Origin of the sequence: Mesotoga prima MesG1.Ag.4.2 (genome assembly GCF_000147715.2) — a bacterium.
Taxonomy (GTDB): Bacteria; Thermotogota; Thermotogae; order Petrotogales; family Kosmotogaceae; genus Mesotoga; species Mesotoga prima.
Genome location: NC_017934.1, coordinates 2,490,621 through 2,517,292, shown reverse-complemented (window position 1 = coordinate 2,517,292; position 26,672 = coordinate 2,490,621). Strand labels below are relative to the sequence as shown.

The following is a 26,672-nucleotide window of genomic DNA, read 5'->3' as shown; positions in this document are numbered from 1 at the left end:
GCTTTCCGAAAACATCACATCCCGTCATTCTCGTGTATTGTCAAAAGAGAGAGAGTATAGAATGAGGGTAGAGGGAGTAGCCAGTCGTCATGCGTAGGCTTAGAGCCTGTAGTTCAGATTGGGCATCCTTCTTAACACGATTGAGAGTAATGGTCGAAAAGACCGCACCTTGTACGAGGTTGTGAAAGGAGGAACCCTCATGTTGTATGTAGGAGTGGACATATCCAGTGAAAGTTTTGACGCTTGTTTCTATTTACCAGAGAAGAAGAAAATGAAAAGCATGAAGTACAAACAAGACAAGGAAGGTTTTAGGGAATTTCTAAAGAAGCTAAATACTTACAAGGACGAGAAACAAGTCGGAATGGAAGCGACGGGTTCGTATCACAGCAACTTGTACGGATTTCTTAGGAGCAAAGGGATAGACGTACAGCTTCTCGATCCGTATACCCTTAGCAAATTCATGAAGGCTATGAGCAGGTCAAAGACAGACAAGAAAGATGCAAAAAGCATAGCGGTTGCAATGTACAGGATATTCGATCTGCTGAGCGTTTCTCAAGTACCAGAGGAAGAGATGTCAGCATTCAGGGACTTGGTTAGGGTGAGAAGCACTGTAGTAGCAAACTGTTCTGATCTTCAAAGGAAACTGAAGAGCAAATTGAAGATTCATATGCCTGAGCTTCTTAAGACCTTCAGATCCGTTAGTTCACCTGTGCTGTTGCATCTGTTGAGTGTATATCCATCCAGAGAAGAGATACTTGACAACGAGGAAGATGCAGTCAAATTGCTCAGCTCTCACAGAAACTGGAGTGAAAAGAAAGCGAGAGAGGTTATCGATTCACTCAAAGACTCAATAGGCAAGCCAGATACCTTTGGAACCTACTCAACGATTACCAGCACATTCATAGCTGAAATTAAGCTTCTCAAAGACCACGTGGAAGCCCTGAATGAGGAAATAAAGAAGTTTCTTGAGAAGTTCCCTGACAATCCCCTAAGAACCATACCAGGTATTGCTGAAGTCACGGAAGCCGAAATCGTATCTGAAGTAGGCGACATAGACAGATTCTCTTCTGGGAAAGCCTTTGTATCGTACATAGGCCTTGATCCTGTTATTAAGCAGAGTGGTAACATGACTCGCGGCCTCTCAATTTCTAAGAAGGGTAACAAACATCTACGAAGAACCTTCTACCAGTTAGCTAAAAGCTTGATCAAAAACACTGAAAAGTACAGGAACAAATACGAGAAGATGAAAAAGAGGGGGGTGAAAAATAAGGTGGCCCTAATAGCAACTGCAAGAGCTGCAGCTGAAATGGTCTACCAACTTTTGAAAAATAACGTTCCATTTGACCTTTCACTCTCATAATTTTCCTAATTCTATACTTGACAACTTAGAGTATCTGAACTCGTTTCAGCATCTCGCTCCTAAGAACCGCTGTGCGTTTAGGAACAAGAATCCCCTGATCGCTGGAAGAGCCGCTTCGTAGGAACCTCTTTTTTCTGGCCGCTGTGAAGTTCGTTCTCACTTTGTCACTGAAGTGCTCCTGTTCAGGGATACTGTACAGGACCCCGTCCTTGCCAGACTCTAGATTCCACAACCCAAGACCCGGCTCTTCAAATCTCTAAGCAATCTCTAAGCGGCTTTTAAGCGGGCTCCAAGAAACGGACCGTAGACTGAGAATGTACCAAAAATCATATGGAGGTGTAAGAGATGAAAAAGATAGTGTTGATTGCGATAGCGGTTCTTCTGATCGGTGGAATGACTTTGGCTGTTGGTTATGGTTCAAGGCAAATAAAGAGAGCTCAGGACGTGGTGGCATGTGAGACCTTCGTAGATGAAGACGGAGACGGAATCAACGATAACTGCCCCGTAGACGGTGAAAAGGTTTACATGAATAGAAAAGGACAGGCTGGTAATGAAGCAGCAACAAGAGCAATGCAGAGAGTTCAGGATCCTACAACCTGTGAGAACTTTGTGGATGCAGACGGCGACGGAATAAATGACAACTGCCCGAATGACGGTGTAAGAGAACTGAAGAATGCCCAGGACGGAACAGGCTACAGGCACGGAGCCTCTGGCGAAAAGGGACCGGGACTCGGCAGAGGATTCGGAAAAGCAGCACAGCTGTAAAATAAAACCCCTACTAATTCAAGTCAAGGGCCCGAAAGGGCCCTTGTTCTTATAATGATGAAATCGACTTTGACAGCACGAATCCTGAAACGCGCTAAAGAAAAGCAAAATTGAAAGTAAATCCAAACGTACCACCGCATTTTCAAATCACCGTGCACTTGATTCGTTGAGTATCTCAAAGGCCCCGACCTCGACTAGGAGTGTTCTTTTGCGAGTCCTGTTTACTGTCTCATGAGAAAAATGGAATCCTTCTGAAAGAAGAGTCTTTCCCGGCGGCGGTTCGGTACAACGAGCTTGATTTTCAATGTCGTCATACTCAGTCGAAAGCCGGTCGCAAGAAGTCGAATCCCATAATTACGGCAATTGTCATAGGATTTCTACGCTGATTTCGAGCGATTTTCTCCGGGAAGCCACGCGTAAGCGGCTGCTTTCTTCAATACAAATATCCACTGGCTATATCCTATGATCACTCGAGATGTGCGATGAAAGCGAGCTGACTAATATAATCTCAAAAGAGCTCTAATCAGACTATTCCCTGTTCTTCTCTCTTTTCTCTGACAAGGCGGTCTTTGAGAGCGACTGAGGCACGTTGATCAAAGGTATTCTAATAGGGGGATTCATTCCAGCCTGCGAAGTGAAAGAGATAATGGTTGCCCTGAGAAGAGGGATCAAAGTTGCGGCCCCGCTAATCATGCAGAAGTCTTCGAATGTTTTATCTTCCATATTCTCGGGAGCTTCAAACCTGCCCTTGATTGTTGCATCGAGCTTCAAAGCAATCTTTCTGCCGCTCCGACCCCTGACTTTGACTGAGAGAGACAACAAGCCGAGGAGGCAACCGTTATCGGCACGCCTATATTCAAGCTCTGGATCATCCAGGTCCAGCGAAACTGACATGTTTTTGATCCCCTCATGGAGCGTAAAGGAAAAATCAGAAATTCTGTGCGCCAAGAAACGAAACTCAGCATTCACTGGCTCAGGCACTATTCTTCATCCCTTTGATGCTTTGATTGCCAACGCACTCCCATATTGAGACTCGCTCTTCTGAAGAATTTGTAACCGAAGTACCATCTTTGAAGTCAATCTCAAGAGATACACGACCTCCGAGTTTGTTGACAACGTCAAAAAGCTTTCTAATTGTGAAGTTATAGTCGCCACTTTCGATTTTCGAGACCATTGCCTGGCTGCACTCTAGTTTTTCTGCCAGCTCCTTTTGTGAAAGGGAGTTATCCGCCCGATAGTTGATAAGAGCTGCAGAAATATCCGTCATGACTCCAATCAATTTCAATTCAAATCTCGTATCATCGTCTGCCGACTCTAACAACAGGTCGCTATCTCTCTTGAATAGAGGCTCTGGATTTTCAGTAACCATCCTTTTATTACCGTCGCCTACACCCCATGAAAACATAAGTAACTACACCTCCTAAAACTTGCATACATTAAATCCCCGCCCGGTCCATTCACAAATCCTCGACTTCAGTCTCTCGATCGCCTTCTCATACTTTTCATCGGACTCATCAAAGAAGACGAGATAGACAATAACCTTCTTATCATTGAAGAAGCAGAAAAGAATCCTTGCGTTTTCTGGATCATTCCTCTTAGTCTCCGTAAGATGAAGAGAATATATCGAATAACTGGTCTTCGTACGTCTCAAAATCTCCAGGCGGGAAGATCTTCGCGGTTTTGCAAGTTCCGTTTTCACATAATTCTCCCCCGCCTTCTCCAGCAGTTCGGTGAACAAAAACCTTTTCTTTATCAGATCCTTCTTTCTGGAGGGATTTTTTCTACGTACTTGTCAAATTCCCTCTGCATTTTCTCGTCGGATAAGACATCGATCTTTCTCTCCATCTTACCTCTATTTATAACTTATAAGTTGTATTATTGTAAGAACGATCCGTAACGATTATTACTCATTACCACCATTTTGGGCCAGTTAACAAGGCTTTGCTCGCGATATCGAATGATTTCCATGAGCTTTCCACATGGCTTCAACAATCCTCTTGAGTTGATCTCTGGATGGAGAACAATCGAGTAATTGGCCTCTGACAATTCTTCTGCGTGCGGCTTTTCCTTCGCAAAGACATCCGGATCATTCATTAAGTTGCATTAACTACAATAAGCTTAATGTATTCTCTCGCTGCGGTGTATTCGCTACTTAACATATCTATAGCGTCGGCCCGTGCCAAGGATCTAGATTCTGACCAGAAGCTTCGTCAGAATGACCACATGAGCTGCTTTCCGACTAACCCTATGCCGTCATCCCGAGTAACTCATGCTAATCCCTTACTTTGTCATCCTGTGAGAGCACCTGCACAGGATCTACGTTTCGATCTGTGAAACGGCCGCGTTTGCTTCTTTAGCAGTACTCTCCAAAGGACGAGTCCATGATCTAGGAAGTTGTACGAAAGACGTTATTTTCAAATCACCGCGCGCTTGACTCGTTGAGTATCTCAAAGGCCCCAGACTCGGCTTGGAGTGTACTTTTGCGTGTCCTGTTTATTATTTCTCTTTAGAAGACGAAGTTCCTCCGAAAAGAGAATCTTTTGCGGAGATGCCTCTGGCGCCGGGGTTTGATTTTGAATGTCCATTTGTTCTGTTGAAAGACGGTCTCAAGAAGTCGAATCCCACAATTACGGCAAATTATCATAGGATTTCTACGCTGGTTTCGAGCTGTTTCTCCGGGAAGCCTCGCAAAAGCAGCTTCTTTCTTCAATGCAAAAACATCTTGGCTATATCATAAGATCAAATGAGAAGTTCGACTAAAAGCTGAGGAAGCGTATATAGACTCTTTACTGTTTTTCTGCTTCCGAAGAAAAACGTGGATTCATAAGCGGAATAACAATTGGAGGTGTAAGTCCTGCCTGCCCTGTAAATGATAGAATAGCTGCGCGTAGTACTGGCAGAAGTATTGAAGTACCGCTCTCAGCAACCATTTTTTCTAATGCCTTTTCTTCGAGGGTTTCTTGGCATTCGAAGACACCCTCCATGCTTGCCTTTATCGTAAGATAATCTGTCTCATCGGCTCTACCAAATGCTGTTAGAGTGAGCTCAAGAAGACAGTTCTTCTTACCGTCTTCTTCGATGATTTTTGTCTCTCTACCGAGTTCAATAGATATCACGATCTCATTTTGCACTGGAGTGTAGGAGAAGCAAAACTCCTTTATCAGATATCTTTTCATCTGAAGTATAGCTTGTTCCACTCTATTCATTTATCATGCCGCCTCACTCGGTTTCCAGCAAAAAGAGCTTTCATTATTCTGCACCGAAATTACGGGAATATATATTGGAACGTATTTTATTACCTCTTTTGTTATCTTAGTTTTTCTGTCAGTTATTCCAAGATCTACATTTAGTCTTCCTTTAAGACAGGCAGAGATCTTGACAAGAGTTTCTAAGCTAAGATTCTCTTCTCCACGTTCAATATTTGATACGTATGGCTGCTTAAAACCTAACAGCTCACCCAACTGTTTCTGCGAAAGACCTCTTTCTTTTCTGTAGCTCATTAACTGACTGGCAACTTGACCCTTAATCCTACCTATAGCGAGAGAATCTTCAACATTGTAGGTCTTTGCAATCTGGTCAAGAAACTCACCAAAAGATGAACTCCTCTTATTGGCCATTGTTTCACCCCTTTCGAACTTTGAATCCTTTATTATCGCTCAACCATTTATCCGCCAGAATTTCAGCTTGCCTGACTGCCTTATCATAATCTGCTGAGCTTTTCTCAATGAACACCATAAGCAAAACACAGACCTCTTCAATCCCATCGCTGGGGAAAAAACACAAACAACGAACATTCAATCCTTTTCTAATCAACGTAATGCTGTTAATGCTCGTACCATGCAACTTTTCCAGTAGACCGGACTTTCTGACTCCTATAGGCCCGTCCCTTTCAAGTACCTCTTCGAAGAAACCAAGCTTGTCCATAACAGGAGCTACCCTATTATTATGCTTGTCCAGAAAGTCTAGAAATTCAGAATTGAAGCTTTCTGATCTTATGATTCTCATCGCACACCTCATTTATAACCTATAACTTATGTAATAATAATTCGATAGAATTACGATCACGATCGATTAAGTTAAAATAAGCACGTTTATGCTCATTATTCTTCCGCTTTCACATGCATGCAGTTTTCTAGGCGACAAGAAAATGCATATACTACACTATTGGCTAGCAGTGGTTTACGCCTTTGCTGCCAATGTCTTATCAAACCTCAGAGCGGAGAAGTCAAATAACACCCCTTCGCATTCATACACCTCCCGAAGGCATACGCAACTGACTGTGCATCAATCCCTGGCAAAAAGAACACCGTCGTTAATTCTTCCACGTCCTGGCCGTTTCTTGCCATGTGGTTGCAGGAATCCTTTTCTGTTGATCCTAGATGTCGTATGATCAAACACCAGAACCTTAACATTTTTTCGCTGGGTTTCCCAAAATCCCTAATGCTAAGGATCTCGTAAGCTTTCTCCCTGCTTCTCACTGCTATCCTTTTGAATTTCATTACGGCATGTCTGTTATTTTACATCACTTAACATTCGGAACAAAATACACTAATATGATGTGATTGGTAGATCGGTAGTCTTGTCAAACCGTTAAACTGATAATACAACAGTGATCGTTTCTAGAAGAGAACGTGGGCTCTCTTCAACCTTGGGAATCTCACTTAGTTTAAGGGAACAATCAAATTGGGAATCGCCTCAGTTCATATGTGAATTCTTAAGCAGAACTAGAACTAACCAACGACTAGCAGAACGAATGGCAACCATGTCAGATATACATTTCGGAATCTGTTGTCGAATTTCTCTAACAAGAAGAGATCGTTTTGAACTGAAGACGTTTGTCCTAATGAAAGAGAATTGAAGTAGCCGGGCGGATGCCCGGCTTCGGTTCAGCTATGTGAATATGCAGTGGCATTGTCTAAGTTGCACTCAGAAGAAATCGTTGTCCGTCACAGGTCCACCGTCCTCCGGAAAGGCTTTACGCTTAAGATTGGAGACCCCCCTATTCGCTGCACGCTGAGGAAGATCCCTCCCGTGTCTCGCATCATGGTCAGATACGAGATTATCTAGCCAAGAGCCAATCAAGGACCTTTTCGTTTTGGTATCAATAGCTCTCCTGGTGTTCGAACTCGGAGAACGGAGAACGGTCAACCGCGTGCCGGTTTTTTCCCACCCATTCCTCAATAACCTCCTTTCCGTCGAAGAGATCGGCTATGGTGATTGATTCCCCGAGTCTGTCTTCGTAGAAGCTCTGCAGACTTCCCCTGAAAGAGCTCGATTGATCGAGGATCATACTGGCGATAATGTATCTTCTGCTTTGCTCTTCCCTGTCAAGTTTCTCAAGCGCCTTGCCTGCAAGAAAGTAATTTTTCGGAGTCCGGGGATCGAGTCTCAGTAACTTCTGTACCCAGGCTAGGGCGTCGAGAGGCCTCTCGGTTTCGAGGTAAAGATAAACAAGCTCTTCCACAGCTTTCATGTTGTCTTTATCTTCCGAAAGTGCAGCCCTGTACATCAGTTCGGATTTGTAAGGCTTGTTTCTCTTCTTGTAGATCATTCCGAGGAATACCATCCCCTCTATGTCGTTCGGTTTTCTTGAGTAATGCTCCTCTATAAGAGATTCTGCCGTCTCTGTGTCATCGAAGAGATAAGCGATATGACCGAGATCCCACAGCTCTTCATCGTTCAGTGTGGGCCATCGCTCAAATTCACTCACGACAGATACCGCCTCTTCAGTCTTCGAAGAGGTTTGACTGTCCTTTGTGTTTTCAACTGTTTCCGGAACACTCTTCTCCTTTGAGAGATCGTTTATTATCTCGTGATAAAGTTTAAACGCCTCATTCCATCTTCCATCCAGAAGCAAAGCCAAAGTCTTGGCTATTCTGTCTTCCATCACATTTCTCCTTTCGTCGAAATAGTTGCAAGCATATTAAACGCTGAACACTTTGAAAAGACGTCCTCCGTCAGCCGTCATCGGTCCTCCGATTTTTCAAGAGACTTAGAGAGTTTCCAGAGCATTCTATTAATGCTTTCGGCCTTCTTCTCGATTAGATCAAGCTGATCTCGATTCAGATAGCCAAACTCAAAGGAAATCTCCAACTGAGCAAGTGCCTCATTCAACGAACCGCGGGCAAGATAGAGAAAATGGTCAAACTCTTTCTTGTGTTTCCGCCCAGCTCCTTCGGCTATATTCGACATAACTGAAATCGCTGCCCTTCTTAACTGAGCGACAAGACCAAACTTCTCATCTGAAGTGAAGGATGAAGTCAATTCATACACATCCTTTGCGAAGGACTTGCTTACTTTCCATACTTCCAGATTCTTGAAACCAAACGACATTTCAGACCTCCTGCTTCTTTGGTGGATTTTGCGTAATGACGCTGAACTTAATCGGCTGACGGTGGACCGTTGACCGATAACCTTTCTTCTTACTGCCTTGCTCTTCCTAGCCTTCAGCCCTCAGCGGCTCTTCGATCTTTCCAGCGGGTTCTTGCACTACCCAGCGTTCAGCGTTCAGCGGGTCCTTGATCTTCCAGCGGTTGTTTCGTCCACGCCACATATCTCTCCCTCTTCTTCTCCCGGTAAGAGCCGACTCCTTCCAGCCTCATGATCGCTGTTCTCTCGCCCAGTCTGCTGAAGATCCTTGCCCCAACGGTTGAGTCGAAATCTGTCAAATTCAGGTTGGAGGTTATTATCGTTCCCGCTCCCTGTTCATACCTGTGGTTTATCAGTTCGAATATCTTGTCGGTCGTCATCTTGTTTTCCGTCTCGTTGCTGAGGTCGTCAATAACGAGAAGGTCTACCCCCGAACACTCCTGTACCTTCTCGCAAACAGTCTTGAAGTCCCCGATCTTAAGAGACGGGGCCGTTATGAAAGCGACTGTGTCTCCCATATTGACCGCCTCTATCGCTATTCCCGCTGCGAGGTGAGTCGAGTATGTAAAGAAGATTGTGTAAACCCTCTAGAATGGAAGAGAAGATTGGAGGGAAAAGAAGATGAAATTTGACAGAGAAAAGATCAAGTCGTTAATCGAGAAGAATGGATTTGAAAACGTTGGAGATGTTCAAGAGGCAATGAAGGAATTGTTTGGTGACGTAATCAAAGAAATGCTTGAAGGAGAACTGGAAGATGAGCTTGGATATTCGAAGCATGACTACAAGAACAAAGAGACTGACAATTCCAGGAATGGACATAGCAAGAAGACAGTTAGGAGCGATTACGGAGAAATAGAACTTGAGATACCAAGAGACAGGAAAGGTGAATTTGAACCGGTTGTTGTGAAGAAACACCAGAGGGACATTTCTGGTATAGAGGATCAGATAATCTCCATGTATGCAAGGGGAATGACAGTAAGAGATATTCAGAGTCATATAGAGGATATCTACGGTTCCAGATTGTCTGCAGAGAGCGTAAGCAGGATAACGGACAAGATACTGCCACTGGTCTCCGAATGGAGAAACAGACCATTAGAATCTGCGTATGCGATAGTCTACATGGATGCCGTATTCTTCAGGGTCGTTGAAAGCAACCAGGTAAGGAAGAAAGCACTCTATATAGCCTTAGGAGTATCCCTAAATGGCCACAAAGACATTCTAGGCATGTGGATAAGTGAAACAGAAGGAGCAAGCTACTGGCTAAGCATTCTCAACGAATTGAAGAATCGCGGGGTTGAAGACGTGGCAATCTTCTCAATAGATGCATTAAGCGGAATGGAAGAAGCCATAGAGGCTGTATATCCATTCTCAGAGGTTCAGAAGTGCATAGTTCACCAGATAAGAAACACCATGAGATATGTTACCTGGAGGGATCGTAGACCTCTAGCACGCGATCTCAAGACAATTTATCAGGCACCTACAAGAGAGGCAGGATGGAATGCATTGCTTGCACTAGAAGAGAAGTGGGGCGACAAATACCACTTGTCAATAAAAAGCTGGAAAGATAACTGGGAAACTCTCTCAACCTTCTTTCAATATCCAGAGGAACTGAGAAGATTGGTTTATACAACTAATCCCATTGAATCAGTTAATAGACAACTCAGGAAGGTGACGAAGAACAAAGGAGTCTTTCCAACAGACAATTCTCTCTTAAAGATGGCTTATCTAGCAATAATGAACATAACAAAGAAATGGACAGTAAGAACTCTTGATTGGTCCAGGATCCTTACTCAACTTGTGATAAAGTATGAAAGATTAGCTAAGTACATAAGCTGATTCTTAAACCCATTACAAAAAAGGGGTTTACACAAAAAAAGAGACAGAACCGGTGAGTCTTTCCAGTTCCGTAGCCTCCTAGAAGTACAAAGTTTGACCCTATCTTCCACGCCCTGTGTCTCACGTACTTCTTCGAGAGGTCAAGGGCCCTTTCCGTCACTTCATCCTCGGGGATGAAGTTGTCCAGTCTTCTCTCCCAAAGTCCCTTGGGAAGGACTTTTATCAGTCTCTCCATGTTTTCCCTCACCCTTCTGAATTCTTTGTATATCGAGCACTCGTACATGAGGTCGCTGTACTGTGGATCTTCGCTGGCGTAGATTATGTATCCCCCGTAAGGGCACTTCTCCGGACCGGGACAGTTCCTCATGCACTCTTCTATCGCCTCGTCCTTGCTATACCGTGTATTTGAGGAGTTCTTCAAGTGTTTTGGGTTTTTCTCTTGCCGGATTCTTGAACTTTTCGATAGGATCTCTAAACGGTTCAGAATCGCTCCAATCTTTTCTTCCATTTTTCTTCACTCTCCTTCCGAAGGCTCCCCTGAGGAGGGGCTGCATTAGATACTCGAAGCCTATCTCTTCGAGTACCTCGTGTTTCGATCTGTCTATAGCTATGATCGCGGTCTTTATCTGGGAGGGATAACATTTCCTCAGGGCTTCTCTCAGCAGGGGAATCCATTCCCTCTCGAAGGGCCCTATTATCGCCTCCCATGTCTCCATTACGTCTCTCTCGTACCTCGAACAGGACTCGAGGTATGAGAAGTCTTCCTGATCTTCCTCACTCTGCTTTTCTCCAGGATCGTTCATCTCGAACAGGGGAACGACCAGACAACCTTCAGCCGGCACTTCTGGAGGTCCGCCTTTGTCCTGAGCCGTCTCTTTCCCGTTCGATTTGATTTCGGACGATGAAACGTTCAGTTCGCAGGGAGGAGCTTCTTTTGGATCGGTCTTTCCCTTTTCCGGGACACCGGATTCCGGTTCAATGCCTGTGGAAATCTCTTCATTCTTAACCCCTTCTCCTGTCGATTGCGAAAGTGAAACTTTCGTTTCTCCGTAAGGAGAAAGAATGTTTTTATTTCCTGTTTTGTTTACTTTACTTTTCTTTAGTTTAGTTTTGTTTATATTACTCGTAGGCGTCGGGTAGGCCTCGGGTAGGTCTCCAGTAGGCTTAGAGTCGGTCTTGGATATGGACTCATCTCCAATGACGCAATTCTCTTGTCCATTAAGAGACACTTTCGAAAGACCGCAGGGTGGTGTGTCTTGAGTAGGTCTTGTGTCGGCCTCGGGTAGGTCACGGGTAGGTGTCGGGTGCGCAATTACGGTGTATTTTCCGGGGTTATGTCGGTCACCCGTTTCATACGCAAGTAGGCCAAATTTACACAATTTCTTTCTCGCCCTTATGAGCTGATCTCTCGAACAGCCGAAGACGCTCTGAACTATTCCGTTCGGAAGGACAAAGCTCTCGGGCCATCTCGCGTTGTTCGCGTAGTCGAGAACGAAGAAATAAAAAGAAGTCTCGAGAGAGTTGAACTTGTGTATCTTATTTGCTATCCAGAAGTTGTTTATTAGTTCTATGTAATTCACACTAAAACCTCCAGTCAAAGATCGGACAGATGTGATAGGTATGAGGCTAGAGGTTAGAAAGGCAGGATCTAATTGCTCTTCTTACCTCTTCCCTCTGGCCTCTTACATCTTTTTCTACGCCTTTCTGAACCTCCTTACCGGCTTCAGCTTCTCTTTCTTCTCGTAGGCTTCTTCGGGAAGATAGTCGACCAGTTCTGACAGGTTCCTGAACGTGATGAATTTGAACGGATCGGGGAGGCCTATGATGGTATCCAGAGCCGCCTCTCTATCCAGAAGCCTTATCTGAGTCGGAGCCTCGTCACTGGCATACTCATAGCCCTGAAGCTCTACCTTTCCTATCCCTTCCCTGTCTATGAATTCATCTGCGAGCTTCTTCATCTTCTTCGCCCCTTCCTGAAAGGCTACCGTCTTTTGAAGAGTGCTCTTCAGAGAGTCACTGTCGGTAATCATGAGATCCTCTCCTAGCTTCTCCATTAAGGGACAGAAGGAATGATAGAGACAGTAAGAGCAGTGATCTCCCGCTTCCGGTTCAAAGTCGCTCTGAAGGATCTGGCTTATCCAGGCGTAGAGATTGATCCCGGCCTCTTCGAGGTTTTCCTTTGTCACCTCTTTAGAAATCGAGGCTCCCGCAGAAAGAGATACCCATTCTATCCTTCCTATCTCATAACCCTGTCTAGAGAGAGCCCACGCGTAAATAAACAGCCTCTCCCAGTCGGGATCTCCGAATCCTGCCTTGAAGTGGCAGAGAACAAGAGACGGGTTGACCGTCCCCGGTCCTCCGTCCTCCGAAAGACCAAGAAAAGCAGATTCAAGGCTCTTGTTAGCTTCTTCCCCGGGATTGGAGACAAAGAATTCTGCTTCACAGTTCTTCTCGAAGGACGAATACATGCTCTGGGACGAAGGACGAGGGACGTTTTTCCGCTCATCTTCATAGAGCGCCTGCGCTACGCCCCTAAACACCACTTCCGGTTCATTAAATGGCACGGGATTGGAGAACCTGTCAAGAGAGAAAGGAATATTGATAGCTACAACATCTTTGCTCTTGAGGAATTGAACTCCGTACTCTATCTGGTCGAGATCCCTCTTAAGGTTCTCTCCAAAGAGGAGAGGAGTGGGAGAATTACCGAGATAGGAATTGAACAAAGCCCTCAGTATGAGGCCGTTGTGTTTTCTTCCCTCTCCCTGAGCTTCGGGAAGTCCCTCGAAATATCGCAGATAGAACCTGTGAGGACATTCCACGAAGGACTTGATTCGGGAGTAGGACAGTGGGAACGGCTGGCGGTTCTCCGTCAGCCGTTCTCCGTTCTCCGATTTCTCAGGACCTGATCGCTTGGATATGTATGGGCAAGAGAAATTCTGTCCTATTCCTGACACTTCTTCTGCGGGAATGGACGAAGTAATATCACTGTTGCAAAAAGGGTAAACAGATTTAGACCATTCCCGCCTGAAAGTGGTAGTATTTAGTTGGGTGTTAAATTTGTTTCTTGAGAGCGGGTCTCTGGCGGGAGATCCGTTCTCGTTTTTTACTGCCGGATTCATGGCGAATCACCTTCCTTTCTTGAATTCAGTTCCAAGTTCCATGTTGTTAGTTGCAAGGAAAACCAGTGCAGGTGCCAAGTTGCATGTTGCGACGGATCTTTGGACGGTGGACCGTTGACGGTTGACCTGCTTCATCCGTCATTTTGCGCCTCCTTTGTTGTCAGTTCTCTCATGGCGTTCTCATATACGGCGATGTCGTAACCGAGACTGTAGAGATACATGAGATCCTTATAGCCGGGAAATCTCGAAGTCCTTGTGAAACAGGGAAAGATCCTCTCCACCGGAACGCCCAGAAAACGGGCAAGAGTATCCGCTTTCCGGAAACAGGGAATTATCCTTCCCAGCTCGACCTCGGAGATGTACTTCTGGTCCTTGCCTATCACCTCCCCGAGCTCTCTCTGGCTGAGCTCTCTTATGATTCTCTCATCGCGCAGGTTGCCCATAAATCACCTCCTTTCTACATGGATTTAGTTCATCCAGAACTCAGTTGTCTGAATGCAACGGCTATGAAGCCCTGGATATACTCCAGATTAACTTTCATATTCTTGTGAACAAAATCGGGCTAAACAAGCAATTTGACCTGAAGCCTTAACTAAACTTGCGCGGAATGTTTCCCGTTCAGTTGGAAATTATCATGCCATTATTATGGCGACAGACCTGAAGATGAGTTCTTGAAGAAATAAAACCTTAAACAGATAGAACAAAAGTGAAAAACAGTATTTCGAAAACCATCCATATTTTGAAAAACCTCCATCGGCTCCGCAAGTCAATCAAAACTGGTTGTATATATTCTATATCATTCCCATAAACGCTGTCAAGAACTGTTCATGAGCTTTTCAGTTTTGAGAAACCGGGAGCGGCTATTTTTCATTATCTGCAACTATCGGCAAATAGATTTGATTATTCAAATAATTCTTTATATTAGGCTCTCTTTCTTTTCAAATCGTCTTTTTCTTTTGCTTTTTCATAATGCTCACACATGAATGCGATAGATTTCAACCCGGATAAGAGAGCCTTTGCTTCTCTATTTCGATTATACATAGCCGGCATTCCAGAGCCAAACTCAGGTGTTTTTCACCTGAGCTTGGTGTTTTTTGACCCTGTGGTATATATTCATCTCACGTGGCCACGAAGAAGAAAACGGAGGTTGCGGGTACGTGGTAGCGGGTGGGTAAGATCTTTCAAACCCCCAACCCCCTACCTCTAACCCCGGCCTCCAAAAAAAGGAGGAATTTTCATGGGACTTGGCACAACTGTAATGGTAGTAGGTACTGAGAAGTCACTCTCGATCACCTGGGATACCGGTGTCATTGAGGACGACAAACCGGTTCTCTCTAGACAGACTCTCAGCGTCGATTCGGCAATGACTGCACAGGAGGCATACGATGCAGCCTATAACATCGCGAGCCTCACCAATTACATCATCGCCGACATCAGACTGATCGAAACCCAGACCCTCGGACCGATTGATTGACAGACGGATGTGAGAGGGTAGAGGATAGAGGTTTGAAGTTAAAGATCTTCCTACCTCTAACCAAGTGATGAAACAACGATAGCCGAAGTCCGTCAGCCGTTCACCGACTAAGATCGGAAATGCAATGCCACTGCACTTCATAGGTTTTTCGGAGCACGGAGGACGGCCGACGTAGAACCGTTATTCGAAAGGAGGAACTCAAATGAGAAACCTGAGCGTTAGATGGTACGATTCGACTGCGAAGAAGTCTAAGGGCTTCTACATAAAGGAGCCCAAGGAGACTCTGACTCAGGCTGAGGTCGAGACTGTGATGGGGAACCTCGTAACTCTGAAGGTGATCCCTTCAAGCTATGCGGTAGACTACGCAGCGGTAATCGACACTCAGAAGAACGAGTTGTTTAACCTCATATAGATGTAAGTGGATAGAGGTATGAGGTTTGAAAGGGATGGGGTTCTTACCCCGTCCCCTTTTCTAAGTACCGGATGAAGATCTGAGCTTCTTCTTCGAGAATATGAGACCATTTAGGAGCCTGTTTACCTCGTCTGCAAGCCTCTGTATAGAAGGGTGCTCTTCCTCTGAAAGGTAGCCCAGATTGTTGCAGATTTCGAGCTGTGTGGAGAGCTCCATCAGAGAACCCCTGGCAGTATAGAGAAATCTCAGAAGCTCTTTCGTAGATTCTCTTCCAAATCCCTCTGCGATGTTGGAAGGGATAGATACCGAGGCCCTTTGCATTTGGGACGACAATCCGTAGCGTTCATGCTCGGGGAAGTTTCTGGTTAGCCTGTAAATCTCAGTAGTCAGATTCATAGAAGATTTCCAGAGCTGAAGTTTTCTGAAGTTTCCAAACATAGATACCTCCTATAACAGTGACTGTGATCCTCTATTATAGCTCTTGATATTCATACCTCTCACCTCTGGCCTCTAACATCTACTCACGCTCAAAGGAGTGATAATATGTCGTGGATAAAAGAGTTACTATCTCTAATCACAGTCTTCGCAAGCTACGTAGAATCTCCCGGCAACGGACCGGAGAAGAAAGAGAAAGTGAAGCAGATGATAAAGGACGCGCTTCCAGATGAACAATGGAAGATCGATCCCGAGTTCTTCGACTTCATTCTGGATGTCCTGATAGACCTCGTCGTCATGTTCCTGAACAAAGGACTTTGGAAGACAGCGATGAAGGTGCTGGTGAAATGATAGCAATTTACAGATAGCGATTGAGAAACACAATGTTTCTAGGCGACTCGAAAACAAACCCAGTGTATCTCACCTTCTTTTTTGGCCCGGCTTCAGAGCCGGGTCTTTTTTAAACAATCGAAAGCGCTTAATTTTGTTTTGAATGTAAACTCCTTTATAATTTTGTTTGGATTCGATTGTTTTTTGGGGGATGCTTGGAACGAGAGAAGGAGGATCGAAATGAGAAGAACTAACTTCTTTCTCTTATTAGTGTTGTCTACACTAGTGCTTGGACTAGAACCTATCACTCTTCGAATTGGTGATACTTCAGCCACTTATTACAGGGAAGGATCTCTTTCTATATTTAGTGTGGCAGTATGATTTCAATTATTGCATTCTGACTGAAGAAGCACTTGGGTTTTGGAAGCTCTCGTTTCTCTTGAACCAAAGATGCCGCTGGACTTTCAGAACAAAATTCGATAAATTCTTAGATTTTGATTTTTATGTTACAAGAGATATAATGTACACAGATTAATCCTCATTAAAGCCTTTTACGAACCGAGATTACGAGTAGCCAAAGCAATGCATTACATTCTCATCGTCCGAACAATAATAAATAAATATTGCATATGCAAAATGAATTGAGGTGATGGTTTTGCGATTGCTCGCAGCATTTGAAACCCCGGGCTTCGTTTTTCTAGACTGCCCAAGTGAATTCATGTCACTTATTCAAAAAACCAATATAAGAGGCTGCTTTATGGAGGTTTCACTTTGAGAATAAAAGTCTCACTTAAAAGCGAAAAACCTATCTCTCTTCCAATTAGCTACTCACACCCACTTCAGTCGGCAATATACAAGATACTCTCAGACGTAATCCCGGAAAGCCACGACTTTGGCCTAACCGTGAATAAAAGAACCCTAAGACCATTCACTTTCTCTCGACTCTTTGGTCACAAACAAAGCATTAATGAAGGCTCAATCTCGCTAACTTCTCCGATTTGCTTGCATTTCTCATCGCCACTAGAAGACTATGTCCAAGCCTTTGCAAACGGTCTTATGAAGAACGGAGGGATTAAACTTCTCGGTGCAACCCTTGATCTTAGATCGATAGAAGTAGAACCAACACTTCCGGAAACGAAATACATAGCGGCCAAAACAATATCACCAATAACTGTCTATTCGACTCTCATGACAGCAGACGGGAGAAAGAAAACCTATTTCTACAATCCGGCAGAGAAAGATTTCACAATTCAGATTCAGGAAAACCTCAACAGAAAGGCAAGTGCATTGGGTAATTCCGTCAGAGCAAGAGAATCCTTCTCCTTCAAACTTGCCTCAAGACCAGTTCAACGAATTGTCAAGTACAAGGATTTCACTCAAATCGCCTGGGACTTCCGCTTTGAGCTTAACGCAGATCCGGAGCTTATATCGATAGCCTACTCCTGGGGACTAGGTTCAAAGAACGCACAGGGATTTGGAATGATAGAAATCAGCGAAAGGAGGTGAAACAGTGCTGAAATCAACCTATGAAATTGGAAGAATTGTCTCGAGGGGTAAGGATGAAACACAGATGTACACAACAGACATAGGGGAAACATATATTCATGAACTAACAATTGTGCTAGAGAATAACGGAGAGACCATTCGATATTCTGGTTGCGACAAAAGGGAGAAGACTCGCCGCAACTACCTCTTCCGGGAGAAGAAAGGGAACATTAAAGTTCCGATGTCTCTTACTCTTAGAGATGCTGGCAAGGGATCAAAAGCCATTATTGAGAAATTCATCAATTTCGGTACGCAAAACAAAACTCCCTTTGCAGAAAAAGTCGCAGCCGCTCTTGTAGAGTCAGAAGAGATCATCTCTGCAACTCTAGATGAGATGGCAGAAAATCTACCGAAGAAAGAAGGCCGTTTCTATACAGTAGTAATCAAGCAAGGGGACAGGGAACTATACCCCGGAGACTTAGATGAATTCAGACAAATCTTCCTGAGAAACGTTGTAAGTGCGGCAAGTAATACCTTTGGAACTTGCTTTGTTTGCCAAGAAGAGAAGCCTATTGGAATGAAGGCGAGTGATATTTTCAAATTCTCCTCTTTTGACAAGCCAGGCTTTGCTCATGAGATGAATGACAAGAACTACTACGTGAACATGCCTCTCTGTCAAGACTGTTTCTCAAAAATCGCTCTCGGAAAGAAAGTGTTGGATGAAGAGCTTTCAATGAACTTCTACGCTTCAAGAGTGTATATCATTCCAAGATTTCACTCTTCGGAAAGCGCGCTAATTGAAGGAGCGGTTGATCAAATAAGAGACATAAAGAGAATCTCTAACCTAAAAGACACAGTTCACAAAGCAAATCGCTTCAAGGGTTTCGAAACACACATGCTCTGTGAAATTTCTGAAGGGCTTTATTCAAGCCTAAACTTCATCTTCTACACAGTGAACAATCAGGAAATGAAGATCAACCTTAGCGTCTTAGACGTTCCTCCAAGCCGCTTGCGCAATATGTCTCAAAAGATTTCTGACATCGAAGAAGAACTCAGAACGGTATTCGGTAATGAGGAGTATCTTCCCTCTGTTCTCTTCGGTTCGATGTACGACGTTTTCAAAGACAACCGACTTAGGACTTTCTTCGATTACATCGAAGCGTTATTCAAAGATCAACCGGTTTCTCTGACCCCCTTGAAAAGAGGAACACTTGAGTTCATAGGATCTAGGAAGCTTAGAGGTGAACCATATGCCACAAGGGCAAAACAGTTGATTACTGTTGCCTTTTTCATAGACAGGCTTCAGAAAAATGCGGAAGGAGGTGTCCCTTTGATGGGAAAAGACAGAGAGGACAGAATCGAGGAATTCTTCAACAAATATCCGGCGTTTTTCAGGACTGACGAGGAGAAATTTCTTTTCATTGTTGGTCAGGTTCACTCGAGGATTTCCAGGTTCCAAAGGGAGAAGAATATAGCAAGTACCGTCGATCTAAGATTGAAGGCCTATAACATGAGACCGCTGGACTTCATGAATCATTTTAAAGATCTGAAGTGGAAGACAACACAATACTCAAAGGAAATGGACCCTGTGAGAGTGCGCGGACCCATCATGAATCTATTACAAATAGCTGACAAGTATTTGATTCCGAGTGGCTATGAATGGAAAGCTTCAATCGAAGACTTGAATTACGCCTTCCTGGCCGGAGAACTGGCAACCGGAGTTTTTAGAAGAGAAAGCGATCCATTCGAGGCAGAAATTGTTCAAGAAGCTGAACAATAGATACTAAGGAGGTATTGAGCATGTCAATTAAGAATCGCCATGAAATTGTATTCATCTATGATGTAAAAGACGGGAATCCTAATGGAGACCCAATGGATAGCAACAAGCCAAGAATGGATGTTGCAACGGGAGTAAATATAGTATCAGATGTCCGTCTGAAGAGAACAATCAGAGATCACCTTGCCGAAATGGGTGAAGAACTCTTCGTGTCTGGAGATCCTATAACTTCGGAAAAGAGAGCATCTCTCTTGATAACTGACCTCACAGATGAAACTTACAACAAAAAGGCAGTGGAGGAAGCACTAAAATTGCACAAGCGTGAAGGGGCATCTAAGCTTCTGTTGGAGAAGTGTATAGACTTGAGGCTTTTTGGTGGAACAGTACCTCTGACAGGTTTGAATATGTCAATCACAGGACCTGTCCAGTTCCGTTTCGGGAGATCATTGCACGTTGTGGATCCAGTTTTCACACAGGGTACAGCAGCATTTGTTTCGCAAGAAGGAAAGGAGCAAAGAAGCTTCAGAGAAGAGTGGACATTGAACTATTCTTGCATTGCGTTTTATGGGGTAGTCAATCAGAACACAGCAAAACACACTCTCATGAGTGATGAAGACCTTTCAAAGATGCTCAATGCCATTTGGGATGGTACCAAAGATCTTATAACTCGTTCCAAGATGGAACAACTACCTCGGTTACTCATAGACGTTGTATATCTCGAAGAAGCGAACTTTCATATTGGAGAGCTTGACAAAGGGATTAAGCTCCAGTCAAACATGATGGAAGAGAAGATTAGAGGCATATCTGATTTCAGATTAGAGATATCGGATCTCAAGAAGTTGCTCACTCAATACAAGAATAAAATACAAGAAATCAGGTACAGAATCGACCCTAGACTTAACATTGTGGAAAACGGCACCCTCTTCGATCTAGATACTTTGCTCGAAGGAAAAATGAAACGGTTACCAGAGTGAGGTGAGGTCCTATGAAGGTCCTCGCTTTTGATATTTCAAGCGACTACGCTCATTTTCGGCAGCCATACTCGACTACATCCTCCTTGACTTACGCGATTCCTCCCAGAACAGCGGCTCTAGGCATAATAGGTGCCATAGTTGGTATAGAAAGTGGTGGCTTTGGTCGTAGCGAGCATGTCGCAATACTGGAGAAAGCAAACACAAAAGTTGGCATTCGGTTAATGAACAAGATAGAAAAGACTCGCTTCAATATGAACTACTCGTATACCAAGGCCGATGTAACAACGAAAAACGTGCTGCATATTCAAGTGCCGGTTGAAATGGTTAGAAATCCCGTTTATCGGCTGTTTGTTACAGCTGACAGCGAGCTATTCGAAAAGCTTGAAGGAATGGTAATCAATTCCGAATGCTACTACACCCCATATCTTGGAATAAGCGAATTTGTGGCCAAGGTGAAGTATGTGAAGACATATGAAGCTCTGATTGTCGAAACGGCTGATGAAATCTGGACCGCAATTGAGATGCTGAAAAAAACTAGTCTCTCATTCTCCAGCGGGCAGAAAATATTCACGGAGACTCACGCTGCTTCAATGAACAGTCAGCGGCACGTTACTAGATATGTCGAAGTAGCATATGAAGCAGAAGGAAGTTCATTGAAGCTGCAGTCCGTTGACCCCGATTCTCTGCTAGCTAAGATTTCTACAGACGCGGGAGACGAGGTAGTGATGCTCTGGTGAGCCACGTAAGATCTCATCCAGACAGGCTCCTGGAAAAGCACACAGTTGGTGTCTGGTCATTAATGACAGAGGAAATAGAAAATATTGGCAAGTTCATTGACTGTGAAAATCTCTTTGGTATTAGCCAGTCCGAGCTTAGTGTGCTTGTCAAGGGAATCGCTATCTTCCATGATCTAGGGAAAGCAAGCGAATACTTTCAGAGTCATCTCTCCGGAGCGAGAGTCGACAGTGAGTTGTCCCAACACGCAGCAGTGGGATCACTATCTGTGGGACATTATCTTGACGGCAAGATCCCGGATAAGTCCGGCGCGGCTATCTTAATAGCAATGGCCGTAATCAAATACCATCATGGTTCGGCAAGAGATCCAAAACTAATCCTCGATTCCTTTGACGAAAACCAGAAATTCTTAGAAAAGATTGTGCGCAAACTCGATGAGAATTACCTTTCTTGGATGGAAGATTTGTTGGATGAAACTGTGGATCTAGATCTGCCTTCTTTAATTCCCAGAATACTATCATGGGAGAGAAACTATAGGAAACACCGTGAAGAATCTGGGATTAAATATTACGTATTGTTCCAATATCTTTTTTCTCTACTGACCTGGGCCGATAGAGTAGATGCAGCATTCAGAGGCGATTACAAATCTGAAAGGCAAACTTTTTCACCAGACATTGTGGACATCTTCAGAACCACGGCAGGATTTGATGAACCAAAGACAGACATGAATTTGTTAAGGAATAACTTCTATAGAGAGGCTATCTCTAATCTTGATTTCACTGTCGGGTCGATGAAGGGAAGAACGGGAATCGGCAAGACGCTCGCCACACTTTCACTCGCTTCCAAAAAGAGAGAAATTATCGCCGAAGAACAGAATTATCTTCCCCGTATTGTCTACTGTTTGCCTTTTTTGAGTATTATTGACCAAACTTTTGCAACAATTCGAGACGTCCTTGAGACCTCAAAAATCAAGGTAACGTCGGACATTCTTATTCAGCAACACCATCTAACAGAACTCTCGTACATAAAGAGGAAAGATGGTGACGAAAATGAGAACTATGATGCTTATCTCGCTGATATTCTCCTTAATTCATGGGACAGTGAAATTGTTATAACGACTTTTGTCAGTCTTTTCCACTCCATTCTTACTGACAGAAGAAACACGCGCTTCTTCAGGCTACCAGGGTCGGTAATCATCTTGGACGAAGTTCAGGCGATCCCTCCAAAGTACTGGAAGGTAATAAGCGAGGTTCTTGAACACCTTTCTAAATGGGGAGGAACAAAGATAATCTTCTCCAGCGCGACGATTCCACAGCCGTTCTTTGTTTCATCTTTTCCCCTGATAAAAGGGGAGTACAACCTTGACAGGTATGATGTAAGATACTTGGGAAAAATGGGCATAGAGGAATTCAAGTACGGGCTTCTTGAAGAATCAGTAAATACTGCAATGGAAGAAGATAAGTCATTGATGATCGTATTGAACACAATAAACTGTTGCAAAGAGCTATTCGAACACCTGCAAGATTCAGGGAGTTTCACCGATGAGAATCTTCACTGCCTTTCGTCGAGTCTTCCGCCCGCAGTTAGACGGGAAATCATCAAAAACATAAAGAAGAAGAAAGGCTTTCAAGTTCTCTTGACTACTCAGTTGATCGAAGCGGGAGTAGATATTAGTTTTGACTACTGTATAAGAGATTTGGGCCCTCTTGACTCCGTTCTTCAAGTTGCAGGACGGGTAAATAGGTCATGTGAAGGCAATCGCGGTGAAATGACAGTTGTTGACCTCTTGAAGGAGGATTCCGGAAGGCCTTTCTCCTGGATCTATAACGATACCATAATATGGACAACCAGAGAAATACTCAGTAGTCTGAAGGGTTCTATTAGTGAACCAGCCTTATATGAGCTGGGAGACCAATACTTTTCCAGATTAATGAACAAAGGTCTTGAAAATGAATCCTTAGAGCTCCTGGAGGCACTCGTTAAACTTGACTTTGAACGAATAGCTGAGTTTAGCCTTATTGAGCAGCTAAAAGGTGCCGTCAGCTTTCCAGTTTTTCTCGAAATCGACGATGAGGCGAAGCGCTTCTGGGAGAATTACTGCGAAGTCCTCAGCACAAAACCACCAATAGAGGCAAAATTTGAATATATTGCCAAAAGGAAACAGGCTGTTAGAAATCTAGCTCCGTATGTGGTCAACGTTAGACTATTCTTATATCCAGGCGCCAAGAAATACACTCTACCAGACATTCAGCACGGTTTTTGCTATGTATCCTCCGACGAGCTTGAGTATTACTATGACACAAAAACTGGTTTGAAATCAGATGAGGAGAGTCTATTTCTATGATCGATATAAATGGAAGCCTAGTGCTTTCATACACAAATTGCAGACGTGAAGCTTGGTTAATGGCCCATCGAATCATTCCCGAACAGGACAATACTTCAATGTCTCTTGGCCGACTTATTCACGAAGCATCCTATGAGAATAGGGGAGAAAAAGATGTCTCTATAGACAACATAAAACTCGACATGGTCGAAGAGAAAAAGGGAAAAACTATCGTCAGCGAGATAAAGAAGTCCAAGTATTCACTTGAAGGGGCGAGAGATCAGCTGCTCTTCTATCTTCTGAGGCTAAAGGAAATGGGAGTTCAGGCCGAGGGACAGCTGCTGGTGCCGAAAGAGAAGAAGAAAATAACAATTACTTTGACTGAAGAAGAAGAAGAAAGAATAAAGAAATTATGCGAAGAAATACAGAAACTCGTTGAAGGCCCGATTCCAGAGATTGAAAGGGCACAGAACAAATGTAAGAACTGCGCTTACTACACTTATTGTTGGGTGTGATGACATGAAACGGATGTTATATCTTTTCACTTCTGGGAAGCTTTTGAGAATGAACAATACCCTGGTCTTTGAAAAGGAGGACGGAAAGAAGGTTCATCTTCCCGTCGAGCAGACTGATTCCATCTGTGCTTTTGGAGAAATTGATCTCAACAAGAGAGTTCTAGAATTTCTTACTCAGAAGCAGATTCCTCTTCATTTTTTCAATCGCTATGACTACTATTCAGGAACCTACTACCCGAGAGAACATTTGAATTCAGGCTTCCTTATACTGCAGCAGGCCAATTTCTACAACGATGGAAAGAAACGTACGGATCTTGCAAAGAGGTTTGTGAGAGGGTCAATGCAAAACATGCTGAGTGTATTGTCATACTACAACAGACGCGGAAAGGATCTCGAAAGAGAAATAGAAGGTTTAAACGCACTGAAGGAACGCCTTGAAGACACTGGGACCATAGATGAGGCAATGGCAATAGAGGGAAACTTCAGAGATCTTTATTACAAATGTTTCGATACCATAATAGATGACTCAAGCTTTGAGTTCGTTTCAAGAACCAGACAACCTCCCTTGAACAGACTGAATGCTCTTATAAGCTTCGGGAACACAATGCTCTACACTACCGTTCTGGGAGAGATTTATCGTACTCACCTCGATCCGAGAATCGGATACCTTCACACAACCAATTTTCGAAGCTTTTCTCTGAATCTAGATGTCGCCGAGGTGTTCAAACCTATCCTTGTAGATCGCCTGATATTCGCCATGATAAACAAGAAACAGATCCAGGCGAAACATTTCGCGAAACATCTGGAAGGGATATACATGAACGACTCAGGAAAAGAGATCTTTGTGAGAGCATACGATGAGAAACTGAAAACAACGATAAAACATCCGGGACTGAAAAGAAGTGTATCGTATCGGTATCTGATTCGCTTGGAGCTTTACAAAATAGAAAAGCAGATAACAGGCGAGCGTGGATACATTCCCTGGAAGGAATAAAGTGTGTTCATTCTTCTCGTCTATGACATTGGTGAAAAGAGAGTGAACAAAGCTCTAAAAATCTGTAGACAATATCTGGACTGGGTTCAGAATTCCGTATTTGAGGGAGAGCTAACAAAGGCAGGCCTCGAAACACTCAAGAAACGCCTAGGAAAAATAATGAACAAAGAAGAGGATTCTGTAAGAATCTACAAGCTCAGGTCAGAAGATTACTTAACCATGGAAATACTCGGAATAGATAAGAAACAAGTAGCTGACGACGGAATTCTTTAGCTCCGTCGACCCCTGATAAATTGAAAACACCTGGGGATCGACAGAAGCATATCAATTCAGCTCTTCAGTTTTGTGTGCAATTCATGAGAAAATAGTCTTTGAAAAACAGGCAAAAACTCATATTGCCTCAAAATGCTGAAAATCCTTTATAATCTATATAGTAATGGGCTTCCAGACTACCTATGAGGAATTGAAACTCCAGCTCTACCGGTGCCGACTCGTGTGAGATTTCTACGCTTCCAGACTACCTATGAGGAATTGAAACGAGAAAATCTCGGCCTTACCGGTGAAGCCTTGGCCAGCTTCCAGACTACCTATGAGGAATTGAAACTTATTAACAGATGCAATTTTGTAGAGATCACCAAAGGCTTCCAGACTACCTATGAGGAATTGAAACCCTGCTGCTCAGATTTGCCGAGAATATGGGCGTTGGCTTCCAGACTACCTATGAGGAATTGAAACTTGTTCATCTCCAACTCGGAAGACCGGCGGTGAATTGCTTCCAGACTACCTATGAGGAATTGAAACCAGAATATGGGAATGTGATTCTTTCCAACAGCCTATGCTTCCAGACTACCTATGAGGAATTGAAACACATCGATTGCAGTTCTAAGATGCAGTGGCTTCTGGGCTTCCAGACTACCTATGAGGAATTGAAACCAGCGTTTGGTGGTTTCAATGCGCATGTAAAGCCAGCTTCCAGACTACCTATGAGGAATTGAAACTCTTGTCAGACGACATGAACGCAAAGGTAATCAACATGCTTCCAGACTACCTATGAGGAATTGAAACAATCACTCCTTCATTGCTAAAGAATGGGAAGATCCAGCTTCCAGACTACCTATGAGGAATTGAAACTTCCTAAAGAATGGTAATATCCACCAGATACGGCTGCTTCCAGACTACCTATGAGGAATTGAAACTCTAATCTATCAGTCACTCGTATTCAAACAGTTGAGCTTCCAGACTACCTATGAGGAATTGAAACTGTTCATGGCGTGATATATGTCACGTTTCTACTACCGCTTCCAGACTACCTATGAGGAATTGAAACAGGAGGCTCGATATGGCATTTGTACTGATGGCAATGCTTCCAGACTACCTATGAGGAATTGAAACCGTAAGCCTTGGAATTATATTGTTGCCACAAAAGAGCTTCCAGACTACCTATGAGGAATTGAAACCCTGCAATCTCGAAGATGGCAACATACATACGATAGCTTCCAGACTACCTATGAGGAATTGAAACCGGACAACTAGGTCTAGGTGATACAGCCAACAGAGAGCTTCCAGACTACCTATGAGGAATTGAAACCATCGGAGGGGTCGCTGCTGATGAATGATATCTCGCTTCCAGACTACCTATGAGGAATTGAAACTCCACTGACACGTATATCAAGGCCCGATTCTGAGGCTTCCAGACTACCTATGAGGAATTGAAACCTGGCTAGTGCTTTCTGTCTCTCTCGATGACGCTGTACCGCTTCCAGACTACC

General features: G+C 43.8%; 29 protein-coding genes and 1 CRISPR repeat array (1 of these 30 only partly in view). Of the genes, 15 read left to right on the top strand and 14 right to left on the bottom strand.

All coding sequences use genetic code 11. The features are described 5' to 3' along the window. Window positions 1–199: 199 nt before the first annotated feature. Window positions 200–1,360, top strand: a complete 1,161-nt coding sequence (locus THEBA_RS11600) for an IS110 family RNA-guided transposase (protein WP_014729972.1) — start codon at window positions 200–202, stop codon at window positions 1,358–1,360. 345 nt (window positions 1,361–1,705) lie between these two features. After that, window positions 1,706–2,125, top strand: coding sequence for a hypothetical protein (locus THEBA_RS14315; RefSeq protein ID WP_014731708.1), 420 nt, complete (start codon window positions 1,706–1,708; stop codon window positions 2,123–2,125). Window positions 2,126–2,653: 528 nt separating this feature from the next. On the opposite strand, the gene THEBA_RS13805 is transcribed toward THEBA_RS14315, so the two are convergent. The 9 genes from THEBA_RS13805 to THEBA_RS11545 all read right to left on the bottom strand — a co-directional run bounded on the left by THEBA_RS13805 (window position 2,654) and on the right by THEBA_RS11545 (window position 9,069). Beyond that, window positions 2,654–3,019, bottom strand: coding sequence for a protein-export chaperone SecB (locus THEBA_RS13805; RefSeq protein ID WP_148270038.1), 366 nt, complete (start codon window positions 3,017–3,019; stop codon window positions 2,654–2,656). Window positions 3,020–3,098: 79 nt separating this feature from the next. Next, on the bottom strand, window positions 3,099–3,530 hold the full coding sequence (locus THEBA_RS11580; protein WP_014731706.1) for a helix-turn-helix transcriptional regulator: 432 nt from the start codon (window positions 3,528–3,530) through the stop codon (window positions 3,099–3,101). Between the two features lie 15 nt (window positions 3,531–3,545). After that, window positions 3,546–3,776 carry a hypothetical protein gene (locus THEBA_RS11575; RefSeq protein ID WP_148270037.1) on the bottom strand — a complete coding sequence of 77 codons (231 nt, stop codon included), beginning with the start codon at window positions 3,774–3,776 and terminating at the stop codon, window positions 3,546–3,548. A 1,135-nt stretch (window positions 3,777–4,911) separates the two neighbouring features. Beyond that, window positions 4,912–5,331: a protein-export chaperone SecB gene (locus THEBA_RS11570; protein WP_014731704.1), complete on the bottom strand. Its 420-nt coding sequence runs from the start codon at window positions 5,329–5,331 to the stop codon at window positions 4,912–4,914. A gap of 3 nt (window positions 5,332–5,334) precedes the next feature. Then, a complete protein-coding gene (locus THEBA_RS11565; protein ID WP_006487492.1) occupies window positions 5,335–5,742 on the bottom strand; it encodes a helix-turn-helix domain-containing protein in 408 nt (135 codons plus the stop codon). 4 nt (window positions 5,743–5,746) lie between these two features. Continuing rightward, window positions 5,747–6,130, bottom strand: a complete 384-nt coding sequence (locus THEBA_RS11560; RefSeq protein WP_006487493.1) for a hypothetical protein — start codon at window positions 6,128–6,130, stop codon at window positions 5,747–5,749. A 1,096-nt stretch (window positions 6,131–7,226) separates the two neighbouring features. Next, window positions 7,227–8,012, bottom strand: a complete 786-nt coding sequence (locus tag THEBA_RS11555) for a tetratricopeptide repeat protein (RefSeq protein ID WP_014731703.1) — start codon at window positions 8,010–8,012, stop codon at window positions 7,227–7,229. A 77-nt stretch (window positions 8,013–8,089) separates the two neighbouring features. After that, entirely contained in the window at window positions 8,090–8,458 is a 369-nt protein-coding gene (locus tag THEBA_RS11550; protein ID WP_014731702.1) for a four helix bundle protein, read from the bottom strand. A 167-nt stretch (window positions 8,459–8,625) separates the two neighbouring features. Next, window positions 8,626–9,069, bottom strand: coding sequence for an ATP-binding protein (locus THEBA_RS11545; protein WP_269078300.1), 444 nt, complete (start codon window positions 9,067–9,069; stop codon window positions 8,626–8,628). Between the two features lie 46 nt (window positions 9,070–9,115). Between THEBA_RS11545 and THEBA_RS11540 the strand changes: the two genes are divergently transcribed. Next, window positions 9,116–10,330 (top strand): IS256 family transposase, encoded by a 1,215-nt coding sequence (locus tag THEBA_RS11540; RefSeq protein ID WP_014730611.1) that lies wholly within the window; start codon window positions 9,116–9,118, stop codon window positions 10,328–10,330. On the opposite strand, the gene THEBA_RS11535 is transcribed toward THEBA_RS11540, so the two are convergent. The 4 genes from THEBA_RS11535 to THEBA_RS11520 form a co-directional block, all read right to left on the bottom strand. Beyond that, entirely contained in the window at window positions 10,314–10,697 is a 384-nt protein-coding gene (locus THEBA_RS11535) for a P-loop NTPase family protein (protein WP_014731701.1), read from the bottom strand. The genes THEBA_RS11540 and THEBA_RS11535 overlap by 17 nt on opposite strands. A gap of 25 nt (window positions 10,698–10,722) precedes the next feature. Further along, the gene (locus THEBA_RS11530) at window positions 10,723–11,910 is read right to left on the bottom strand and encodes a hypothetical protein (RefSeq protein ID WP_014731700.1); all 1,188 of its coding nucleotides are present in this window, start codon (window positions 11,908–11,910) and stop codon (window positions 10,723–10,725) included. 114 nt (window positions 11,911–12,024) lie between these two features. Then, entirely contained in the window at window positions 12,025–13,449 is a 1,425-nt protein-coding gene (locus THEBA_RS11525; protein WP_014731699.1) for a PD-(D/E)XK nuclease family protein, read from the bottom strand. Window positions 13,450–13,580: 131 nt separating this feature from the next. After that, on the bottom strand, window positions 13,581–13,892 hold the full coding sequence (locus THEBA_RS11520) for a helix-turn-helix transcriptional regulator (protein WP_014731698.1): 312 nt from the start codon (window positions 13,890–13,892) through the stop codon (window positions 13,581–13,583). Window positions 13,893–14,686: 794 nt separating this feature from the next. Between THEBA_RS11520 and THEBA_RS11515 the strand changes: the two genes are divergently transcribed. Further along, the gene (locus THEBA_RS11515) at window positions 14,687–14,923 is read left to right on the top strand and encodes a DUF1659 domain-containing protein (protein WP_014731697.1); all 237 of its coding nucleotides are present in this window, start codon (window positions 14,687–14,689) and stop codon (window positions 14,921–14,923) included. 202 nt (window positions 14,924–15,125) lie between these two features. Then, window positions 15,126–15,335, top strand: coding sequence for a DUF2922 family protein (locus THEBA_RS11510; protein ID WP_006487518.1), 210 nt, complete (start codon window positions 15,126–15,128; stop codon window positions 15,333–15,335). A 60-nt stretch (window positions 15,336–15,395) separates the two neighbouring features. Here the strand turns inward: THEBA_RS11510 and THEBA_RS11505 are convergent, their stop codons facing one another. Then, window positions 15,396–15,773, bottom strand: coding sequence for a four helix bundle protein (locus THEBA_RS11505; RefSeq protein WP_014731696.1), 378 nt, complete (start codon window positions 15,771–15,773; stop codon window positions 15,396–15,398). Between the two features lie 105 nt (window positions 15,774–15,878). Between THEBA_RS11505 and THEBA_RS11500 the strand changes: the two genes are divergently transcribed. From THEBA_RS11500 to cas2, 10 genes are all read left to right on the top strand, one after another. After that, a complete protein-coding gene (locus THEBA_RS11500; RefSeq protein ID WP_014731695.1) occupies window positions 15,879–16,121 on the top strand; it encodes a hypothetical protein in 243 nt (80 codons plus the stop codon). A gap of 219 nt (window positions 16,122–16,340) precedes the next feature. Next, window positions 16,341–16,481: a hypothetical protein gene (locus tag THEBA_RS14440; protein ID WP_014731694.1), complete on the top strand. Its 141-nt coding sequence runs from the start codon at window positions 16,341–16,343 to the stop codon at window positions 16,479–16,481. Between the two features lie 390 nt (window positions 16,482–16,871). Beyond that, window positions 16,872–17,606 (top strand): CRISPR-associated endoribonuclease Cas6, encoded by a 735-nt coding sequence (gene cas6 / locus THEBA_RS11495; protein ID WP_014731693.1) that lies wholly within the window; start codon window positions 16,872–16,874, stop codon window positions 17,604–17,606. A gap of 4 nt (window positions 17,607–17,610) precedes the next feature. Then, window positions 17,611–19,365: a TIGR02556 family CRISPR-associated protein gene (locus THEBA_RS11490; RefSeq protein WP_014731692.1), complete on the top strand. Its 1,755-nt coding sequence runs from the start codon at window positions 17,611–17,613 to the stop codon at window positions 19,363–19,365. 20 nt (window positions 19,366–19,385) lie between these two features. Then, entirely contained in the window at window positions 19,386–20,336 is a 951-nt protein-coding gene (gene cas7b / locus THEBA_RS11485) for a type I-B CRISPR-associated protein Cas7/Csh2 (RefSeq protein WP_014731691.1), read from the top strand. 11 nt (window positions 20,337–20,347) lie between these two features. Next, window positions 20,348–21,073, top strand: a complete 726-nt coding sequence (gene cas5b, locus THEBA_RS11480) for a type I-B CRISPR-associated protein Cas5b (protein ID WP_014731690.1) — start codon at window positions 20,348–20,350, stop codon at window positions 21,071–21,073. After that, a complete protein-coding gene (locus THEBA_RS11475; protein ID WP_014731689.1) occupies window positions 21,070–23,415 on the top strand; it encodes a CRISPR-associated helicase/endonuclease Cas3 in 2,346 nt (781 codons plus the stop codon). The genes cas5b and THEBA_RS11475 overlap by 4 nt, the downstream gene beginning before the upstream one ends. Further along, entirely contained in the window at window positions 23,412–23,909 is a 498-nt protein-coding gene (gene cas4 / locus THEBA_RS11470; RefSeq protein WP_014731688.1) for a CRISPR-associated protein Cas4, read from the top strand. The genes THEBA_RS11475 and cas4 overlap by 4 nt, the downstream gene beginning before the upstream one ends. A 4-nt stretch (window positions 23,910–23,913) precedes the next feature. Beyond that, window positions 23,914–24,903 (top strand): type I-B CRISPR-associated endonuclease Cas1b, encoded by a 990-nt coding sequence (cas1b, locus tag THEBA_RS11465; protein ID WP_014731687.1) that lies wholly within the window; start codon window positions 23,914–23,916, stop codon window positions 24,901–24,903. 3 nt (window positions 24,904–24,906) lie between these two features. Further along, window positions 24,907–25,176, top strand: coding sequence for a CRISPR-associated endonuclease Cas2 (cas2, locus tag THEBA_RS11460; protein ID WP_014731686.1), 270 nt, complete (start codon window positions 24,907–24,909; stop codon window positions 25,174–25,176). 167 nt (window positions 25,177–25,343) lie between these two features. Further along, window positions 25,344–26,672: a CRISPR direct-repeat array (repeat unit 30 nt; unit sequence GCTTCCAGACTACCTATGAGGAATTGAAAC); it runs 5,782 nt beyond the window's last position.

Coding starts and splice junctions, on each gene's coding strand:
- THEBA_RS11600 (WP_014729972.1), top strand. CDS start 200: ATGTTGTATGTAGGAGTGGACATATCCAGTGAAAGTTTTGACGCTTGT.
- cas1b (WP_014731687.1), top strand. CDS start 23,914: ATGAAACGGATGTTATATCTTTTCACTTCTGGGAAGCTTTTGAGAATG.
- cas5b (WP_014731690.1), top strand. CDS start 20,348: ATGAAGGTCCTCGCTTTTGATATTTCAAGCGACTACGCTCATTTTCGG.
- THEBA_RS11515 (WP_014731697.1), top strand. CDS start 14,687: ATGGGACTTGGCACAACTGTAATGGTAGTAGGTACTGAGAAGTCACTC.
- cas4 (WP_014731688.1), top strand. CDS start 23,412: ATGATCGATATAAATGGAAGCCTAGTGCTTTCATACACAAATTGCAGA.
- THEBA_RS11525 (WP_014731699.1), bottom strand. CDS start 13,449: ATGAATCCGGCAGTAAAAAACGAGAACGGATCTCCCGCCAGAGACCCG.
- THEBA_RS14315 (WP_014731708.1), top strand. CDS start 1,706: ATGAAAAAGATAGTGTTGATTGCGATAGCGGTTCTTCTGATCGGTGGA.
- THEBA_RS11520 (WP_014731698.1), bottom strand. CDS start 13,892: ATGGGCAACCTGCGCGATGAGAGAATCATAAGAGAGCTCAGCCAGAGA.
- THEBA_RS11565 (WP_006487492.1), bottom strand. CDS start 5,742: ATGGCCAATAAGAGGAGTTCATCTTTTGGTGAGTTTCTTGACCAGATT.
- cas7b (WP_014731691.1), top strand. CDS start 19,386: ATGTCAATTAAGAATCGCCATGAAATTGTATTCATCTATGATGTAAAA.
- THEBA_RS11560 (WP_006487493.1), bottom strand. CDS start 6,130: ATGAGAATCATAAGATCAGAAAGCTTCAATTCTGAATTTCTAGACTTT.
- THEBA_RS11540 (WP_014730611.1), top strand. CDS start 9,116: ATGAAATTTGACAGAGAAAAGATCAAGTCGTTAATCGAGAAGAATGGA.
- THEBA_RS11500 (WP_014731695.1), top strand. CDS start 15,879: ATGTCGTGGATAAAAGAGTTACTATCTCTAATCACAGTCTTCGCAAGC.
- THEBA_RS11580 (WP_014731706.1), bottom strand. CDS start 3,530: ATGTTTTCATGGGGTGTAGGCGACGGTAATAAAAGGATGGTTACTGAA.
- THEBA_RS11555 (WP_014731703.1), bottom strand. CDS start 8,012: ATGGAAGACAGAATAGCCAAGACTTTGGCTTTGCTTCTGGATGGAAGA.
- THEBA_RS11535 (WP_014731701.1), bottom strand. CDS start 10,697: ATGAGGAACTGTCCCGGTCCGGAGAAGTGCCCTTACGGGGGATACATA.
- THEBA_RS11550 (WP_014731702.1), bottom strand. CDS start 8,458: ATGTCGTTTGGTTTCAAGAATCTGGAAGTATGGAAAGTAAGCAAGTCC.
- THEBA_RS13805 (WP_148270038.1), bottom strand. CDS start 3,019: ATGTCAGTTTCGCTGGACCTGGATGATCCAGAGCTTGAATATAGGCGT.
- THEBA_RS11570 (WP_014731704.1), bottom strand. CDS start 5,331: ATGAATAGAGTGGAACAAGCTATACTTCAGATGAAAAGATATCTGATA.
- THEBA_RS11510 (WP_006487518.1), top strand. CDS start 15,126: ATGAGAAACCTGAGCGTTAGATGGTACGATTCGACTGCGAAGAAGTCT.
- THEBA_RS11505 (WP_014731696.1), bottom strand. CDS start 15,773: ATGTTTGGAAACTTCAGAAAACTTCAGCTCTGGAAATCTTCTATGAAT.
- THEBA_RS14440 (WP_014731694.1), top strand. CDS start 16,341: ATGAGAAGAACTAACTTCTTTCTCTTATTAGTGTTGTCTACACTAGTG.